Here is a 19163-nt window from a genome sequence, read left to right as displayed (position 1 = left end):
ATGTGAATTTGAAACTTTGTTTTTGGTAATAGGTGAGGAATTGAGATTTATATTTTCTTAACATTTTCTGTCGTCATCCAACCCATTGTACCGTCAGGCAGTTCAACTTTGTAGAAAGAACGAAACTGATCAAGAATTTTAATTTTTGTGCCTTCGTGCAGTTGAAATAAAGTATTGCTTTTGGGATTGGGTTCTTCTAATAAAGCTTTTTCTTCTTGAAAAATAATGCCGTAAACCGAAGATTTAACCCGCTGAAGTTGTAGTTGTGCCATTGCAAATGAACCACCTGATAAAAGCAAAAAAGCTATACAAATTCCAAAAGCTAATCGTTTAACAAACGTGCGTTTAAACAACAAAAAGACACCAAAACACAAGGCCGAAATACATAGAAATACAATTCCGATAATAGACCAAGTATCTATTGAAAAAGTGGTGATAAAATCGTCTAAAGTTTTATCAACTTCGGAGTCTGGTAAACGTTTAAATTGATCTAAACGCATTCGCTCTGCAAAGGCTAAATTGTTTTGAATACTTTTATCTTTGGGGTTGAGCTTTAACGCTTTTTCATAATAATAAATGCTGTTGGCGAGATCTTCAAGTTTGTAATACGTATTCCCTAAATTAAAATACAGCTCGCTTGATGCTTGACCATTTTTTAAAATATTTTGGTAAAGCCTTTGAGCCTCTTTGTAGTTACCATCAGCATAAGCATCGTTGGCTTGACTGAAAATAGAATCGTTTTGAGCCGTAACAGAAAGGCTTAAGGCAAAACACAATATGGAAACAATTATTTTCATAAACTTCTATCGAGTTGTGCTAATGTTGTTTTGGCTTGTTGATAATCTTGATCGATTTCGGATTGGGTTAACGGCGAATATCTTGCCATTTCGCAATTTTTGAGCAATTCTAAAAAGGCATGGACATCATCTGATTTTGCACCTTTTTTTAATAATAATTCTTCTATTTTTTCTTTGCTCATTTCACTTGTGGTAATACGCAACTTGGCTTTTAGATAATTGTGAAGCGCTCTTTCTAAAGACAAATAAAAAGCTTTTGAATCATTTTGGTGAGATTTAGCTTCCGACAAAAACTTCTTAGCCAACTTGTTTGCCTTTTTACGATTTCTTTCAGATTCTGACAAACCTTCACGGTTTTGAACTTTTCTAAAAACAATGAAGAAAGGAAATAATGCCAAAGCAGAAAAAGAAATCACCCAAAAGGCTGTGCTTTTAAAAAAGCGTTTTTTCTCTATTGGAGCTAAATTAGTATCAAGCTTGATAAAACTGAATTGTGCATCAGGTGGTTTTATAAATGAATAATTGTTTCCCGTAGTATCCGAATTTGAAATGATATTGGTCAAACTTGTATTGGGTTCAACTTCAATTGAAATATTACTTGAATTTAAAGTCACGTATTTTTTTTGGGACGGGTCAAAATAAGAAAACTCTAAACTTGGCAACACCTGTTTTCCTGCTTGTTGTGGAACTAAAGTGTAAATATTTCGCTTTGTTCCCACCATTCCTTTAGTGGTTGTGCGGATATTATCTTGTTTTTCAGGCTCAAATATTTCTGTATTATTTGGAGCTTTTAAAGCTGGCAACTCAAATAAACTCAAATTGCCTTCACCACTTATTTTGACTTCAGCCTGAAGTGATTCCATTGCTTTGAGTTTGTTTTTGTCAACACTCACATCAAAATCAAACTTTCCTACAGCACCAGTAAAACTGGCGGGTTTATTTTCTTGTGGCAATGGTTTGACATCAATTGTTCTTGTTTGAGCAGAATAGGTTTTATCAACTGTTTCATAAAGTCTTCTGCCAAAAAGGTCTCTGCGGTTCGTTGGCACTTCAACACCAATAGAAAGGGTAAGCGGTTCAATTTTGAGCTTTCCTGTTTTTTGCGGATACAAAATGGTTTTTCGCAACTCTACATAGCGGTAGGGTTTGCCAGCAAATTCTCCATTTTTAACTTCAAGCTGTTTCACGTCAATGCTTTGACTCCAAAAGTTTTCATATTTAGGATTATCAAGTGCCCGCCAATTTCTAATATCTGTTGATGGACTGACATACAGCTTATAGACCACATAAATTCCTTCGTTGAGGTAAGGGCTTGTATCTGAAACTTCAGCAACCAAATGAATGCCATCCAAAGCTTTAGACTCTGGTGAAGCATCAGCGGTTTCACTTGGGTTATCTACAGTCGCTGTAACTTCAATAGTTTGAGGTGAGGTTTTATAAACTTGACCGTCAATGGTCACTTCGGCTTGACCAATGGTGAGTTTACCGCGTTTTAAAGGTTGCAAGAAAAAGGTATATGATTTTTGAAAACTGCTTTTGCCATTTATCCAACTTTGGCTCACAGATTGATTTGGTCCTGCAATTTTTTTAAAGCCTTCAAAAGATGGTGGTATAAAGTTGTCGCCATCTTTATTCATGCTAAATTCAACGCGCAAGCGTTCATTAATTCCAAGCTTTTCACGGCTGACTTCAGCAGTAAACTTAACTTGAGCTTGACTCCAAGCACAACTTATAAAAATCAATATGTAAATTAATTTTTTCATTTACCAGTCTTTCTCTGTTTTGATTTTTACACCCTTTACTTTTTGGGCATTGAGTTTTTCTTGTGTATCTTTTTCTTTATTTTGAATGGCCTGCAACAGGTTTTTAATTTGTTGCTCGCTCATTTTTCCTTTTTGAGGTTTTGGTTGAGACGGTTGCTTTTGCTTTTTGCTATCACCTTCTTTTGGGTCTTTTCTAGCATCGTCTTGTCTTTGCTTGTTTTCCTTTTTTTCTTCGCCGTCTTTACGGTTTTGTTGGTCTTGTTTTTTCTCGTCTTTATCGCCTTCGCCACCTTTATCTTGTTCTTTTTTCTTGTTCTTTTTTTGTTGATCTTTGTTTTTGTCTTTACCGCCACCTTCGTTTTTTTGTTTTTCTCTTTTTTGCTTGGCTAAGGCTAAATTATATCGTGTTTCTTCATCCGTAGGATTGTTTCTCAAGGCATTTTTATAAGCTTCAACGGCTTTGGCGTATTGTTTTTCTTTCATCATCAAGTTGCCGAGGTTGTGATAATTCCTGTGTTTTACGGTTTTATCTTCAGAAGATTTTGCGGATTCTAAATACCGCAAAGCCGATTGTTTGTTTTTTTGGTTTTCAAAATATAAGTTTCCAAAGTTATAAGCGGCTTTATCGCCTTCAGGGTTTTTGTCTAAAGCTTTTCTATACAAGGCTTCTGCTTGAGCAAAATCGCCGTTTTGAATTTCTTCTGCGGCCAATGCAGAATATTTTTGATATTGTTTTTGTGTTTTTTTGATGTTTTTGTCTTGAGCGTTGACCGAAACAAACAAAAACATTAAAACACCTAATAAACTAAATTTCATCATCATAGTCTTTTTCATTAAACAAGTTAAGTCGTCGCAACCATTGGGTTTTTCTTTCTAAAATCAATATATCTAATAGTATAAAAAGCATGCCAAAACCAACAAACCATTGATATTGGGTCTTAAAATCTGAAAATTGTTTGGTTTCGAACTCCGATTTTTCAATTTTTTGTAAATTTTCTAATAAAGTTTTAACAATTTCGTCGGTTCTCATTTCATCAATAAATACACCATTGCCTTTTTCGGCGATATTTTTTAAAGTCATTTTGTCAGCCCGAGTAATTACCGTTTGACCTTGATTGTCTTTTTTATAAGTTATACCGCGATTTTGTTTGATAGGAATTGGACCACCTTTTGAAGTGCCAACGGCAATGGTAAAAATTCTGATATTATTTTCTACAGCACGCTCAATGGTCGCATCAGCTTTATTGCCGTGGTCTTCGCCATCACCGACTATAATCAAAACCCGATTGGTAGTCTCATCGCGGTCGTAATAAGTGGCGACCAAATCAATAGCATCGGCAACGGCTGTGCCTTGGCTGGATACCATATCGGTATTCATTGCTTGTAGAAACGTCTTGGCGGCTCCGTAATCAGTTGTTATGGGTAATTGCGGAAAAGCACTACCAGCATAGCCAATAATGCCCACACGGTCAGATACTAAGGCGTTTAGTGTTTGAGAAATTATTTGTTTGGCTTTTTCTAAACGGTTGGGTGCAATATCTTCGGCTAACATACTTTTTGACACGTCAAGTGCAAACACGATGTCAACGCCTTGTCGTTTTACCGTTTCCATTTTTGTGCCCATTTTAGGATTAGCTAAAGCAATTATGAAACAGGACAAAGCCAAAATAAAGAAGATAAATTTTATCCAAAGCTTAAAAACCGAGCGTTGCGGTGCTAAAAACTTAAACAATTTTGGGTCGGCAAAACGTTTTTGTGCACGGATTTGCCAAAGTCTATAAAAAATAAACAATAAAACAATCACACCGACAAGGGCGAAATACCAAAAGTAATATGGGTGTTCAAACTGTATCATTTATACTAAACTTCTCATTATGGTATATTTCATCAAAGCAACCAATGCCATTAATAAACCTGCAATAATGACGAAAATGGGATATTTTTCATCATAATTATAGTATTTGGTCTCTTTGATTTCTGTTTTTTCTAATTTGTTGATTTCTTCATAAATTGATTTCAACTTATCTTCATTGGTCGCTCTGAAATATTGTCCACCAGTTTTAGTAGAAATATCTTGGAGAAGTGCTTCATCAATTTCAACTTTAGTATTGCGGTATTGAAATTGTCCATTTCTATCAATCGCAACAGGCGAAAGTGCAGTGCCCATACTACCAACGCCAATGGCATAAACTTTTATGTCGTATTCTAAAGCTAAATCGGTCGCGGTATTTGGCTCAATAAAACCAGAATTATTGACCCCATCAGTCAACAAAATAATGACTTTGCTTTTGGCTTTGCTGTCTTTAAGTCGGTTAACAGCTGTAGCCAGTCCCATTCCAATGGCAGTGCCACCTTCTATTTGACTGGAATATGAAATGTCTTTAAGGGTGTTCAGAACAATACTTTTGTCTGATGTTACAGGGGTTTTGGTATAGCTTTCGCCAGAAAACACCACCAAACCCACACGGTCGTTTGGACGATTTTTAACAAATTCTGAAGCCACTTCTTTGACGACTTCCATCCGATTAGGCTCAAAATCTTTAGCCAACATACTGGCAGAAATATCAATAGACATCACAATATCAATACCGCGTGTTTTTTTGATATCTGTAGTCACGTCAACGGTTCTTGGTCTTGCCATTGCAATAGTTAAAAACACCCAAGCCAAAATTTTAAAGGCAAACATCGTATGTTTAATGTAGCCCCAAAATGATGAGCCTGAAAAAGCCTGCGTTGAAGTGAATTTGACTGGCACTTGACTTTCCTTACGCTTGATTAAATACCAAACCACAAACAATGGAATGGCTAACAAAAGCCAAAACCAAGCGGGATTTTCAAAAGTCAAGTTGTTGAACATACTTAGTTGTTTTCCAATTTAAATTCTACTGTATTTATAATTCTATTGGCTATTTCGTCTGCAAACTTATCTTTTTCATTATGAACAATAGTGATTTGTTGATAATTGCCACCTACGCCAAAATTTAAAATATGATAAGATTTGTCGATTTCATTGCCAGTAATTGGGTTTTTAATTTTGAAACTTCCATAGACTTTGATGCCTTTGGTGCCATCTAAAGTTTCAATTTCTTCGTCTTTACTCAAAATATTAATAGCACCTTTTTGTTCTAAATTTTTATAAATGCCGTCAATGGCTTGATTGAGATCAAATTTGGTTTCTTTTTTAAATTCTACGGTGCTCAACACCACATAAAGGTTTGAAAATAATGAACCGTCAACAAAAGTTTCGGTATCGAGAACCATATCATTTTGTTTGATGTTTTGATTGAGGCTATCAATGGGCTTTCTCACGAGAACTTCAGGTGTAGAAATTTGAACTGGCGGATAGCCGTAAGTGCTGGTGATCCAATCTTGTTCTAAGAGCTCTTTTGAAGCATTGCCGAAATAAGCATCTTTGACATAGTCGTAACCTTTGGTGGCGACTAAAGCAACGGTAGAAATTGTCACATTAGCCAATACAGCCAAAATAGCAAAAGCGATTTTTCGACGTTGACGTCGCTTTTTCAAAATGGCTTGATAGGCTTCATCGCGTTTTTTCTCTTCGTCGGTTGGCTCAGGAATTGCCGTTTGCATACTGTTGGTGAATGTTTCAACGTTTTTACGATCCGTTTTTGCCGTCAAAACATCAGGTGCAGATTTGGCAAACTTAGCAAGGTCAGCCCGTCGCAAAACTTTTTTAAAGTCTTCAATCAGGTCTTGACTGATGTTGAGTTTTTGATTTTGGCGTCTGTTTTCAAGCTCATCTACCAACTCATTACTGGTATATTCTAAAGCCTTGATTTCAACTTTTTCTTCAAGATATCTTCGGCTGATGTCGGTGAGTTGAGAATAATATTCTTTTAAATTTCTATCGTCAATCAATTTAGAATTGTCTAATTCTTGCAAAGATTGAATGGCGCGTTGATACGGCGGAATGCGTTTTTTCTTCTCGTCTTTTTTCTTTTTAAATTTAAAAATGAGAAAAATTAAACATAAGACCACAACAATAGCCAACAAAGTCCACCAAATCCAGGATTGAATTTCGAAAGGCTTCTCAAAATCGATATAAGTTTTAATGGGGTAAAGTTTTTGCTTAGTCGTATCAACCACCACATCGTTGACACGAACTTTGATACTGTCGGTTTCAATAAAACTGTCGTTGAGCTTTAAGGTTTGTTTCCCAATGGTATAACTTCCTGAATCAAATTGAGTTAGAGCATAAGTTTTAGATAAAATTTTAAGTGGTTCGAGCTGTGTGGTGTCAATTTTGTAAGCTTCTACCATTTCTAATGGCGTAAAAGTTTGTCCTTCAGGAAAAACAATAACATCTTCAGGTTGAACCTTTGCTGTAATTTTATATTTAATTTGTTCGCCAATTTTAATAGTATCGCGGTCTATTTCTGCCGAGACTTCTTGTGCATTAATTTCAAAATTAGATATCAGTAGAACTAGTGTTAAAATTAATTGATATGTAAGTTGATCTAATCTCATTAATGGCTTATCTGGCTTTAAAATAACTTAATAATTTTTTGACGTAACTTTCTTCTACTTGAGTAGAAATGCGACCAGCACCGCTCAGTTTAAAAGTTTTATCAAAATATTCTACACGGTCTAAATACTGTTTTCTATAGGCTTGTCTTGTGCTTTTTAAAGCAGAATTGAGCCATACCAACTTCCCACTTTCGGCATCTTGAGCTTGGATAAGCCCGACATTGGGCAATTCGGTTTCGCGTTTATCATAAATTCTAATCCCAGTCACATCGTGGCGTTGTGCTACAATTTTTAAACTTCGCTCATAATCATCGTCCATAAAATCTGACATCACAAAGGCAATTGCTCTTTTTTTAATCATATTACTTAAAGATTTTAGTGCCAAAGAAATATCAGTTTTTTTGTTTTGAGGTTTAAATTCAATGAGTTCACGAATAATTCTCAAGACGTGCATACGTCCTTTTTTAGGAGGAATGTAAAGTTCAATTTGGTCTGTAAAGAGCATCAAACCCACTTTATCATTATTTTGAATAGCAGAAAAGGCAAGAGTTGTCGCAATTTCTACCAAAATATTTCGCTTATAGGTGGTTTGTGTGCCAAAAGTTTCTGAAGCCGAAATATCTATTAAAAGCATCATAGTCAGTTCGCGTTCTTCTTCAAAAACCTTGACAAACGGCTCGTTGTAACGTGCCGTAACATTCCAATCAATTGCACGCACATCATCGCCAAATTGATAACTGCGAACTTCGCTAAACGTCATTCCACGTCCTTTAAAAGCCGAATGATACTCGCCACCAAACACGTGATTGCTCAAACGACGGGTTTTGATTTCGATTTTTCTAACTTTTTTAAGAAGTTCTTTGGTATCCATAGTAGCCCATCCTAAATCCTTCCCAGAGGGAAGGACTTTAATTTTGATTATTTTTTAAATGTTTTTATCATTAAAAAACTATAAATTACTTGTCCTAAATCCTTCATTTCGAATTCGCTCAGTGCGACGCCAAGTGGAAAGACTTTAATTTTTAACTTGTTAAAAATTGGTTTATGTTCATACTAAATTTGTTTTTTGATAAAGTAAAAAGTGATTGGTTATGGCACTTCGACTTCGTTGACAATTTTGGCGATGATGTCTTCTGAGGTTACATTTTCGGCTTCGGCTTCGTAGGTAATGCCAACACGGTGTCTTAATACATCCATCACAACAGCTCTGACATCTTCAGGAATCACATAACCACGGCGTTTGATAAAGGCGTAGCATTTGGCACAAATTGCCAAGTTGATGCTACCACGTGGAGAAGCTCCAAAACTTATGAGGGGTTTGATTTCACTGAGTTTGTATTGGTCTGGATATCGGGTTGCAAAAATCAAATCTAAAATGTATTTCTCAATTTTTTCGTCCATATAAACATGCTTAACAGCTTCTTGTGCTTTTAGGATTTGATCGATAGAAACAACGGATTTGACCTTGTTGTAATCGCCAGCCAAATTAGCTCTAACCACTTGTTGTTCTTCTTCTATTTTTGGATAATCAATTACGGTTTTAAGCATAAATCTGTCCACTTGTGCTTCAGGCAGTGGGTAAGTTCCTTCTTGTTCAACGGGGTTTTGAGTCGCCATAACTAAGAAAGGTTTATCTAAAATAAAGGTTTCATCGCCAATAGTAACTTGCTTTTCTTGCATAGCTTCCAGCAATGCGGATTGCACTTTAGCAGGTGCACGGTTGATCTCATCTGCCAAGACAAAGTTGGCGAAAATCGGTCCTTTTTTAATGCTAAAATCATTGACTTTCATATTGTAAATCATCGTCCCTACAACATCTGCTGGTAATAAGTCTGGCGTGAATTGAATACGACTAAAAGACCCGTCAACAGCGTTTGACAAGGTGTTGATAGCAAGGGTTTTAGCCAAACCAGGAACTCCTTCAAGCAAAATATGACCGCGACCGATGAGTCCGATAAGCAAACGTTCAAGCATTTGTTTTTGCCCGATAATGACTTTGTTCATTTCTTGGGTGAGAATTTCGACAAAGGCACTTTCTTTTTCAATTTTTTCATTGATTTGTGCAATATCAACATTGGTATTTTGAGCATCCATAGGCGATGTGTTTACTATTTTATTTAGCAACGCAAATTGATAAAATATTTGTATTGAGCTTGTTAAGGTCTGGTTAAAAGTTAAAAATAGTTTTTTCTTGACTTTAACTTGTTAAAAATCAATTGAAAATTAGTCTGTTGCCTATGATTTTAAAGCGTTTAAACCTTCGTGTTTAAAAAACTTTAATCATTCCTTAGGAAAGTGCCAAAGAAATATGCTTTACATTTAGATAAAAAAGAAAATGAAGGTATTGATAACAGGGGCAACAGGATTGGTGGGGAAAGCCTTGACCGCACAACTCTTAGAACGCGGTGATGAAGTGAATTACCTTACAACACGAGAATCAAAAGTCGAAAATAAGGATAATTTAAAAGGTTTTCAATGGAATCCTCATAAACAAAAGATTGATAAAGCCTGTTTTGAAGACGTTGATTGTATTGTCAATTTAGCTGGTGCAAGTGTCGCAAAACGTTGGACAAAGGAGCACAAAAAAGCCATTTTAGATAGCAGGATTGATACATTAAATCTTTTACATAAAAGCCTATCAGAAATTAAGCACAATATCAAGCATTTAGTTTCAGCGAGTGCTGTTGGGGTTTATCCCAGTTCATTAACCAAGCTTTACGATGAAACTGAGACAGAGTTAAGTGATGATTTTTTAGGTCAAGTGGTTCAAGAATGGGAAAAAGCTTCAAACCAATTTGAAGACTTAAATATAAATGTAGCTCAACTTCGCATTGGTGTTGTGCTTTCTGGTGATGGTGGTGCTTTAGAACAAATGGTTAAACCGATTAAAAATTATGTTGGTGCAGTTTTAGGTTCTGGCAAACAATGGCAATCTTGGATACATATTAAAGATTTGGCGTCTATGTTTTGTTACGTTATGGATGAAGAATTAACGGGCGTTTACAATGCCGTTGCACCCAATCCAATGAACAATAAAAAATTAACCCAAGCTATTGCTAAAGTTTTGGATCAACCCATACTACTTCCACCCGTGCCAAAATTTGCTTTAAAGTTGTTGCTTGGTGAAATGGCTCAAATTGTGCTCGGCGACCAATTGGTCAGTGCTCAAAAAATTCAAGATCATGGATTTGTATTTGAATTTGTTCATGTTGAGCAAGCTTTGGGAGATATTTTAAGGGAATAATTTTTCTTTTAGTATCAATAGCTTATTTTAATCCCACAACTTTTTTGCTTGATTTGTGGTTTTGCTGAAGACAAATACAGAAAGGTCTTGTTAAAAGGTTTAAAGCTATGTTTTGAGCCTTGCGTTGATTAAATTAAAAATCCCAACACCGACGATGTTGAGATTCTGCTTGCCGTGGGTCATACTGGATTCGAACCAGTGACTTCTACCCTGTCAAGGTAACACTCTAAACCAACTGAGTTAATGACCCGAGATAAAAAAACCCAAACTAAGTTTGGGCTTGTGGGTGCGAAGGGATTCGAACCCCTGACCTTCTGGGTGTAAACCAGATGCTCTAAACCAACTGAGCTACGCACCCCAAAATGCGGATGCAAATATAAACTAATTTTAAATTATCAAAAACTTTATGTTGAGATTAATTTAAAATTCTTCTTTGGCTTCTGAGTAATAATCGTAAAAAAGGCTGAGAATATTAATTCCAGCTGTAATCATATCTTTAGTTTCTAAAAGCAACCCGAAATAAAATTTGGTATTTTGTTGACCCATATCAGTGGTTCGTATGCGTTCAATTTGTTTTTGTATCAAATCTGATACTTTTTCTTGGAGTTCTTTTTTCTGTTCTATCAAAAACTCGATATCATCAAACTCGTTTTTATTAAAAACCGATTTGATATGAGCAAAAACAGCTGACAAATCACGGCTGATGCCTTTCAGTTCTCGTATTTGATTAAATTTTAAATTCCTATGGGTATTATTCACATATTTGAAACTTGTCCGTATCATATAAGCCATAGATTGGACCATCTCTTGTAAGTAATCTAAAGTAAGAATGTAAAACTTGCTTGCTTCAACGGTATCATCTTCAAGAGATTTGATATAGTAAAACACGTTATCCTTTAAATCGTCAATTTCGGTTTCAAGTTCGGGTAAATCTTTAAGTATTTTTTTGAGTTTAGATAAGTCATGATAACCTAAGCCATTCACCATTTCAGTATATCTCGCGTCTATGCCTTCTATAACAGAAACAATGTTTTGAGAAGATTCTGCTGTAATATCATTAATGGTTATAATATCACTTCTTTTAAAACGCTTATTTTGTTTTTGAGATTTTATGCGTTTTGAATGTTTAATTCCGCTTCTTATTAAAGAAAATACAACAAAAGCCGTTAAAAAACCATAGCATAAATCTACCATAATAAATAATAAGAGCCATCACTGCAGCAGACTAAAAGCAATTATAGCCGTAATCATCCAAGACCCTATCACGTTAAGCACTCCAGAAACACGATAGACCGCACTTTCTCTTCCCCAAGCTTTGTCGCCAAATGATGTTCCCATAGCAACCATAAATGTGATGTAAGTTGTTGATAACGGTAAAGTAAAATTAGTTGCGATAGAAATTAAAATACTGGCTAACACCAAGTTAATTGATGCCCGAAGCATATCAAAAGATGGTTTTGTAATACCTTGGTTTAGCTTTTGAGTTTGCCCCTTTTCAAATCTTGCCTTGGCAAATTCATTAAAAGATTTTGGTATGATAGATTTTACACCTACACCAACATGATAAAATAGTCTAACAACTTTTCGAGATAATGTGTTGGCTTTAAAACGCTCTTCGCCTTCTCCCTGACGACTCAAGTTTACCCCAGTTTGAACCACATATTGTGCTTTACTTGAAAACCAAAGCGTAAAAACCATCACTAAACCTGCAATAATTAAAATATATTCAGGGGTTTCTACTTCGCCAGAGAGAGCTTTCATGCTAAAATCTGATGGCAAAACACCTGTAAGTTGATAAGCTTCACTCCATAATTCAAAAGATTGCCAAGCAGCAACACTCACGCCAATAAAATTGACCATATCATTACCCGCAAAAGCCAATGCTAATGCAAATGTGCCAAACACAATAATAAATTTAAAAAGATTGATTTTTAAAATTTGTTCAACAATCCAAGACAATATTGTCCATATCAACAAGCTAAACAAAATGATAACCCTAGCATTGCTTTTAACAATATTTACAAAATCATCATCTATAAATTGTATGGTATTAATCCCTTTGATGAGTATAAAATAGGTGATAGCACTAAACGAAACGCCACCAAATAAAGCTTTTAGCCAAATGGGCTTCTGTTTAAACTCAAAAGTAAAAATCAATCTGCTTATATATTGTATAATAGCTCCAACAACAAAAGCCAAAACTACTGATAACAAAATACCTAAGGTAATGTCTGTGCATTTACCAACATTGATGTATTCACTCAACACCTTATCGACTTCAGATCGACTATTAATTTTTAATAAAGCTAAACATACCGATGCTCCTAATAACTCAAATACAACTAAAACCGTTGTTGATATCGGAATCCCATACGAGTTAAAAACATCAAGAAGTAAAATATCGGTGACCAATACCGCTAAAAAAATTATTATAATTTCATCAAAAAAATAAAGCTCAGGCATAAAAATACCTTTTCTAGCTACTTCCATTAAACCGCTAGAAAACACAGCACCAACCAAAACACCTATACCTGCAACCGTCAATATGGTTCGCATTGGAATTGCCTTTGACCCTATAGCAGAGTTTAAAAAATTAACCGCATCATTACTTACACCAACTATTAAATCTGCTATGGCCAGACCAAAAATCAGTATAATAATAATGCTGTAAAATGTTTCCATATCAATTTTGACAAAATAATCTGCAAAAGTCAAACAATCTTTGTTGATAACTTTCTAAAACTTATTATTAAATTGTTAAGACTTATTTTAAAACTTGATGCCTTATTTGTAATCATAATATCTTAAATTTACAAAAATTTGATTAATGAATATTTCATTAACTACACCAGCACTACTTTTCCCTGCCATATCTCTCTTGCTTTTAGCTTATACCAATAGGTTTTTGACTATCGCTGGACTGATAAGAAATCTATACAATGGCTATAAATCTGACCCTAAAGACAGTATTAGAGCTCAAATCTCAAATTTAAAAAAACGGGTGGTTTTGATTAAAAATATGCAAATTTTTGGTATTCTTTCCCTATTTTTATGCGTCTTAAGTATGTTTTTGATTTTTGAAGAAGTAAGCCTTTATGGAAACTTAGTTTTTGGGCTATCTCTTGTTTTGCTCATGGTTTCCCTAGCTTTGTCTATTATTGAAATTCAAATCAGCGTCAAAGCTCTCAATATTCAATTATCCGATATGGAAAAATAAAATCTTATGAAACAAATAGCTTTATTTTTAATACTATCGCTAATAGCTTGCAAAAAGCAATCTAAAAACCAAAATAAATCCAAAGAGCTAAATGTAAAAATAGAGATGGTCAAACCTGTTAAAAAATTGGTTTCAGGCTTTAAATTTACAGAAGGTCCAGCTGTTGATGCCAAAGGCAATGTTTATTTTTCTGATATTCCAAACTCTAAAATTTGGATCTGGACTACTGCCGATAGCCTTAAACTTTATCGAGAAAACAGTCATGGCTCAAATGGTTTGTTTTTTGATAACAACCAAAATCTTTTAGCCTGTGAAGGTCTAAAGGCTCGTATTACTTCTACCAACCCTGTTGGAGATTATAAAACTTTAGCATCACAATATCAAGGCAAGCCCTTTAACCAAACCAACGACCTCTGGTCTGACAAAAAAGGTGGCGTTTATTTTACAGACCCAAAATATGATGGTAATATAAATATTTTACCTCAAGGTGGAATGCACGTGTTTTATATCACTCCATATGGCAAAGTCATTAAAGTTTGTGAAGACTTAACCCGACCTAATGGAATAATTGGCACCCCTGACGGAAAAACCCTTTTTGTCTCTGACCGTGGTGCTGGCAAAACTTATCAATATCACATAAAAAAAGACGGCTCACTAATCAATAAAACCCTTTTTGTCAATTTGGGTAGTGATGGCATGACTATAGATCAAGCTAATCATATTTATATCACAACTAAAGATAAGTCTCAAATTGATGTTTTTTCTAAAAATGGACAACATCTTAAAACTTTAAAAATCCCTGAGTACCTACAAATGTTTGCTTTGGCGGAAAAAATAGGAATAAACTTTTTATTACCGCTCAAACTTCATTGTACAGTATAGAGCTAAATATGAAAGGTGTAAAATAGAAATACTCTATCCAAATTTTATAAAATCCACAGAAAAGATTAAACCTCTTTAGCCATAAACGCTTCAGCCTTTTCCACCATTTTTTTGCTCCCACAAAAAAACGGCACACGCTGATGAAGTTCAGTAGGTTGGATATCCATAATGCGTTGTTTGCCATCGCTGGCTTTTCCGCCAGCTTGTTCAACTATAAATGCCATTGGATTGCACTCATATAACAGGCGCAATTTACCATCAGTTACCTTTGAACTTTTAGGATAAATATAAATGCCTCCTTTTATCATATTTCTATGAATATCAGACACTAATGAGCCGATATATCGAGAAGTGTAAGGTCTGTTGTCTTTTTCTTCTTGACAGTATTTAATGTAATCTTTAACGCCTTGTGGAAAATGCACATAATTTCCTTCGTTAATTGAATAAATCTGTCCAGTTTCAGGAAATTTCATATTAGGATGAGACAAATAATAAGTTCCGATAGCCGGATTAAGTGTAAACCCATTCACACCATAACCTGTGGTGTAAACCAACATTGTCGAAGTGCCGTAAATGATATAACCCGCGACCACTTGTTGATGACCAGGCTGAAGAAAATCTCGCATCTCAACAGGTTGTCCGATTGGTGTAACGCGTCTATAAATTGAAAAAATTGTTCCAACAGATACATTAACATCAATATTTGAACTGCCATCTAACGGATCCATTAGCACCACATACTTGTTGTCATGAGCTTTGTTATGACCTTGAACGGTTATAAAACTGTCTTCTTCTTCAGAAGCAATCCCACAAACAATTTCACGATTGGTCAAGGTTTCTATAAATAAATTGTTAGCATAAACATCCAGTTTTTGTTGTTCTTCACCTTGTATATTGGTTTCTCCATGTTGACCAAGAATATCGACCAAACCTGCTTTATTGACTTCGTGATTAACAACTTTAGCCGCCAAGCGAATGGAGTTGATCAATCTTGAAAGCTCGCCTGAGGAATACTTAAAAGATTTTTGATGCTCAATGATAAATTCACCTAGCGTTTGATGTGGTTGAGTCATAACGAAAACGTTGTAGTTTGTGCAAAAATATAAAATCATTTCATTAACAACTTATTGAAGTTGGTTTTTTAAATACATTTGTTTTTTAAATAATATTGTGTTAACTATGAATTTTAAAATCCGATTTGCAAAACCCGAAGATGTCAAAAGTGTTATGCAACTTATACACGAATTGGCAGTCTATGAAAACGAACCTGATGCTGTAGAAATAGACGAGAATTATGTTTTGAAATACGGGTTTGGCAAACACAAAGCTTTTGATTGCTTAGTCGCTGAAAGTGAAGATGATGAAATTTTAGGTATGGCTTTGTTTTACAATCGATTTTCAACTTGGAAAGGACTTAGCATTCATCTTGAAGACTTGATAGTAAAGCAAAAACACAGAAAAAAAGGCATTGGCAAAGCACTTTTTGAAGCTTTAATCAAACACGCCAAAACAGAAAATATCAACCGATTAGAATGGGTGGTTTTAGATTGGAATATTGATGCCATTAAATTCTATGAATCTTATGGTGCTAAAGTGTTTCAAGAATGGCGAACGGTTCAAATGGATAAAGAGACTATTCAAAATTTTTAAAATAAAATGATACAAGTGTTTAAATTTGGTGGTGCATCGGTAAAGGATGCCAAAGGCGTACGAAATGTAGCTAAGGTTATTGAGCTTACAGGCAAAACTCATAAGGTGGTTGTGGTTTCAGCTATGGGTAAAACCACAAATGCACTTGAACACATCATCGATCTGTATTTTTCTCAAAATAAAGCCTTAAAATCTGAAATTGAGAAATTAAAACAATATCATCATAACATTTTAGATGATTTATTTGAAACCAACCAACATCCAGCTTACACCAAAACCAATTACTTTTTTGACGAATTAGAGATTTTTTTAAGTCGAAATAAATCGCCGAATTACGACTTTGTTTATGACCAAGTCGTGGCGTTTGGCGAGTTGATCAGCACGAGCATTGTCAGTCAATTTTTAAACCATAAAGGCATTGATAATGCTTGGCACGATTGCAGAAATCTTATCGACACCAACAGCACACATCGTGATGCCGAAGTGAATTGGGAGCAAACCCAAACCAAAATTAAAGCACATATCAATCCTGAAGAGCTCAGCATCACCCAAGGTTTTATCGGCTCAGATGAAAACAATTTCACAACCACTTTAGGTCGAGAAGGTAGTGACTATACAGCAGGTATTATTGCCTATTGCCTTAACGCCGAAAGCGTAACTATTTGGAAAGACGTTCCTGGGGTTTTAAACGGCGATCCAAATGTATTCAACAATACACAATTGCTCAATCAAATTTCTTACGAAGAAGCTATTGAATTGGCATTTTATGGTGCTTCTGTCATTCATCCTAAAACTTTGCAACCATTACAACAAAAGGAAATTCCTTTGTTTGTCAAATCTTTTTACAACCCCAAATCGCCTGGAACTTGTGTCTCTAAAGGTAAAGCTATTGAACCAAAAGTGCCGTGTTATATTGTCAAAAACAATTTGATTATGTTGTCGCTGTCAACTTTAGATTTTTCGTTTTTTGTGGAAGATAATATCAGTGAAATTTTTGCCTTGTTCCATAAATATCAAATTAAAGTAGATTTGATCCAAAATTCAGCAATAAGCTTTTCGGTTTGTATTGATAATAAATTTAAAAATGCCGAGAAATTGATTGAGCATCTCAAAGCTAAATTTAAGGTTAAATATGAAAAAGATGTAACTTTACTCACTATTCGTCATTATACAGACAAAACATTAAAAGAGATGACTAAACAAAAGAAAATCTTACTCAAACAATATACACAACAAACGGTTCAGCTTGTGGTAAAGTCTTCTCAATAAAGTTGTTTATATTTACACTAACAAAAAAACCAAACCAACGATGCCAATTGTAACTGCAACAGAAGTGTCTAAAGGCTTAAATTTAAATAAATTTGGTGCTTTTGGTGTTTTTTTTGGTCATATTTTCCTAAGACTTTCTAAGTTAAACAAACTCAATACCGTCTATGATCGTTATAAGCATTTAGATGCTGTAGATTTTATAGATGCGGTGTTGATTGAGTTAGGTGTTGCTTTTGAAATTCCTGAAAAAGATTTAAAACGTATCCCTAAAAATGGAGCCTTTATCAGTATTTCAAATCATCCACTTGGTGGCATTGATGGCTTGATTTTGCTCAAACTTATGCTTGAAGCACGTGAAGATTACAAAATTATTGCCAATTTCTTATTGCAACGTTTAAAGCCTATCGAAGATAAAGTCATGCCGGTTAATCCGTTTGAAACACGACAAGAAGTCAAATCAAGTGTTATAGGTCTCAAGCAAGCTCTACAACATCTTAAAAACGGATATCCCTTAGGTATTTTTCCTGCTGGTGAAGTCTCAACTTACAAAGTAGATAATGATATTGTTGATAAACCTTGGACTGATGAAGCCATAAAATTGATTAAAAAAGCAGAAGTTCCTGTTTTGCCTGTATATTTTCACGCTAAAAACAGCTTGGCGTTTTACAACTTAGCTAAAATTAGTGATAGCTTAAGAACAGCCAAACTACCAAGTGAAATGCTTACTCAAAGCCACAGAAATATAAAAGTCAGAATAGGTTATCCTATAAATCTCAATGATCAAAACCAATTTGAGAACTTACAAGATTACAAGGCTTTTTTACGAAAGAAAACTTATATGATGTCAAGCAGTTTTGAAAAAACAAGTTTAATCAAAAGCTTTCCAAGACAAATCAAATTTCCAATTCAAAACAAAGTTAAAAAAATTGTTTCAGAAGGTTCTCAACAGCTTATTTTAAAAGAAATTGAAGTGTGCAGAACGCAGAAAAAATGTTTGCTAAAAAGTAAAAATTACGAAGTTTTTTTTGCAAAGCGAGCATTAATTCCTAATGTGGTCAGAGAAATAGGGCGGTTAAGAGAAATCACATTTAGATCGATTGGCGAAGGAACAAACAAACCTATAGATTTAGATGATTACGACAACTATTACCACCATATGTTTTTATGGGATCACGATGCCCAAAAAATTGTGGGTTCATATCGTATGGGTTTGGGTAAAGAAATCTATAAACAATACGGTATAGAAGGGTTTTATCTCAGCGAACTCTTTAGGTTTGAACCCGAATCTCATCGCTTGATGAGTGAAGCTATTGAAATGGGTCGAGCATTTATCATACAAGAATATCAACAAAAACCCATGCCGTTGTTTTTGCTATGGAAAGGTATTGTGCATTGCACGTTGAGATTTCCAGAGCATAAATATTTAATCGGTGGTGTGAGCATTAGCAATAAGTTTTCGAATTTCTCTAAATCGATTATGATTGAATTTATGAAATCTAATTATTACGACCCGTATTTAGCACAATATGTTCATCCAAAAAAAGAATTTAAAGTCAAACTCAAAGATGTGGATAAAGATTTTGTATTTGATGCCACTCAAGCCGATTTAAATAAATTTGACAAACTCATTGACGAATTAGAATCTGACAACTTGCGTTTACCTGTTTTGATAAAAAAATACATCAAACAAAACGCTAAAGTTGTGGCTTTCAACGTTGATCCTTTATTTAACAACTCGGTTGATGGTTTGATGTATATCCGAATTAAAGATTTGCCCGAAAGCACCGTCAAACCTGTTTTAGAAGAATTTCAAGCCGAACTTGAAGCTCAACAACAACAAAAAGAATAAAATT

At 34.7% G+C, this 19163-nt stretch carries 17 protein-coding genes and 2 tRNA genes; 6 read left to right on the top strand and 13 right to left on the bottom strand.

Going from position 1 to position 19163, the window contains the following annotated elements; genetic code table 11:
• Positions 1-47: 47 nt before the first annotated feature.
• The 8 genes from IGB25_RS12465 to IGB25_RS12430 form a co-directional block, all read right to left on the bottom strand.
• On the bottom strand, positions 48-797 hold the full coding sequence (locus IGB25_RS12465) for an SH3 domain-containing protein (RefSeq protein ID WP_211065278.1): 750 nt from the start codon (positions 795-797) through the stop codon (positions 48-50).
• Positions 794-2560, bottom strand: coding sequence for a BatD family protein (locus IGB25_RS12460; protein ID WP_211065277.1), 1767 nt, complete (start codon positions 2558-2560; stop codon positions 794-796). The genes IGB25_RS12465 and IGB25_RS12460 overlap by 4 nt, the downstream gene beginning before the upstream one ends.
• Positions 2561-3376 carry a tetratricopeptide repeat protein gene (locus IGB25_RS12455; protein ID WP_247653517.1) on the bottom strand — a complete coding sequence of 272 codons (816 nt, stop codon included), beginning with the start codon at positions 3374-3376 and terminating at the stop codon, positions 2561-2563.
• Positions 3366-4415 (bottom strand): VWA domain-containing protein, encoded by a 1050-nt coding sequence (locus IGB25_RS12450; protein ID WP_211065276.1) that lies wholly within the window; start codon positions 4413-4415, stop codon positions 3366-3368. Before IGB25_RS12450 ends, IGB25_RS12455 begins: the two co-directional genes overlap by 11 nt.
• A complete protein-coding gene (locus tag IGB25_RS12445; RefSeq protein WP_211065275.1) occupies positions 4416-5417 on the bottom strand; it encodes a VWA domain-containing protein in 1002 nt (333 codons plus the stop codon).
• 2 nt (positions 5418-5419) lie between these two features.
• On the bottom strand, positions 5420-7048 hold the full coding sequence (locus IGB25_RS12440) for a hypothetical protein (RefSeq protein WP_211065274.1): 1629 nt from the start codon (positions 7046-7048) through the stop codon (positions 5420-5422).
• A 7-nt stretch (positions 7049-7055) separates the two neighbouring features.
• The gene (locus IGB25_RS12435) at positions 7056-7919 is read right to left on the bottom strand and encodes a DUF58 domain-containing protein (RefSeq protein WP_211065273.1); all 864 of its coding nucleotides are present in this window, start codon (positions 7917-7919) and stop codon (positions 7056-7058) included.
• Between the two features lie 218 nt (positions 7920-8137).
• Positions 8138-9142, bottom strand: a complete 1005-nt coding sequence (locus IGB25_RS12430; protein ID WP_211065272.1) for a MoxR family ATPase — start codon at positions 9140-9142, stop codon at positions 8138-8140.
• A 241-nt stretch (positions 9143-9383) separates the two neighbouring features.
• On the opposite strand from IGB25_RS12430, the gene IGB25_RS12425 reads away from it, so the two are divergent.
• Positions 9384-10292 carry a TIGR01777 family oxidoreductase gene (locus tag IGB25_RS12425; RefSeq protein WP_211065271.1) on the top strand — a complete coding sequence of 303 codons (909 nt, stop codon included), beginning with the start codon at positions 9384-9386 and terminating at the stop codon, positions 10290-10292.
• A gap of 175 nt (positions 10293-10467) precedes the next feature.
• Here IGB25_RS12425 and IGB25_RS12420 read toward each other — a convergent pair.
• From IGB25_RS12420 to IGB25_RS15705, 4 genes are all read right to left on the bottom strand, one after another.
• Positions 10468-10542, bottom strand: a tRNA-Val gene (locus tag IGB25_RS12420).
• A 33-nt stretch (positions 10543-10575) separates the two neighbouring features.
• Positions 10576-10650 (bottom strand) — tRNA-Val (locus tag IGB25_RS12415).
• A gap of 62 nt (positions 10651-10712) precedes the next feature.
• Positions 10713-11486 carry a hypothetical protein gene (locus IGB25_RS15710; RefSeq protein ID WP_371815909.1) on the bottom strand — a complete coding sequence of 258 codons (774 nt, stop codon included), beginning with the start codon at positions 11484-11486 and terminating at the stop codon, positions 10713-10715.
• A gap of 18 nt (positions 11487-11504) precedes the next feature.
• On the bottom strand, positions 11505-12974 hold the full coding sequence (locus IGB25_RS15705) for an inorganic phosphate transporter (RefSeq protein ID WP_371815908.1): 1470 nt from the start codon (positions 12972-12974) through the stop codon (positions 11505-11507).
• 145 nt (positions 12975-13119) lie between these two features.
• On the opposite strand from IGB25_RS15705, the gene IGB25_RS12405 reads away from it, so the two are divergent.
• Entirely contained in the window at positions 13120-13509 is a 390-nt protein-coding gene (locus IGB25_RS12405) for a DUF2721 domain-containing protein (protein WP_211065270.1), read from the top strand.
• Between the two features lie 6 nt (positions 13510-13515).
• The gene (locus tag IGB25_RS12400; protein ID WP_247653516.1) at positions 13516-14391 is read left to right on the top strand and encodes an SMP-30/gluconolactonase/LRE family protein; all 876 of its coding nucleotides are present in this window, start codon (positions 13516-13518) and stop codon (positions 14389-14391) included.
• Between the two features lie 65 nt (positions 14392-14456).
• Here IGB25_RS12400 and fbp read toward each other — a convergent pair whose 3' ends face one another.
• Entirely contained in the window at positions 14457-15464 is a 1008-nt protein-coding gene (fbp, locus tag IGB25_RS12395; protein WP_211065269.1) for a class 1 fructose-bisphosphatase, read from the bottom strand.
• A gap of 106 nt (positions 15465-15570) precedes the next feature.
• Here fbp and IGB25_RS12390 point away from each other — a divergent pair, with 106 nt between their 5' ends.
• From IGB25_RS12390 to IGB25_RS12380, 3 genes are read left to right on the top strand one after another with little or no spacing between them, the layout of a single operon-like run.
• Positions 15571-16041, top strand: a complete 471-nt coding sequence (locus IGB25_RS12390; RefSeq protein WP_211065268.1) for a GNAT family N-acetyltransferase — start codon at positions 15571-15573, stop codon at positions 16039-16041.
• Positions 16042-16050: 9 nt separating this feature from the next.
• Positions 16051-17310: an aspartate kinase gene (locus IGB25_RS12385; RefSeq protein WP_211066919.1), complete on the top strand. Its 1260-nt coding sequence runs from the start codon at positions 16051-16053 to the stop codon at positions 17308-17310.
• Between the two features lie 40 nt (positions 17311-17350).
• Positions 17351-19159, top strand: a complete 1809-nt coding sequence (locus tag IGB25_RS12380) for a GNAT family N-acyltransferase (RefSeq protein ID WP_211065267.1) — start codon at positions 17351-17353, stop codon at positions 19157-19159.
• Positions 19160-19163 lie beyond the last annotated feature (4 nt).

This window comes from Flavobacterium sp. CS20 (genome assembly GCF_018080005.1).
Lineage (GTDB): Bacteria > Bacteroidota > Bacteroidia > Flavobacteriales > Flavobacteriaceae > Psychroflexus.
This window is presented reverse-complemented; position numbering and strand designations above follow the sequence as displayed.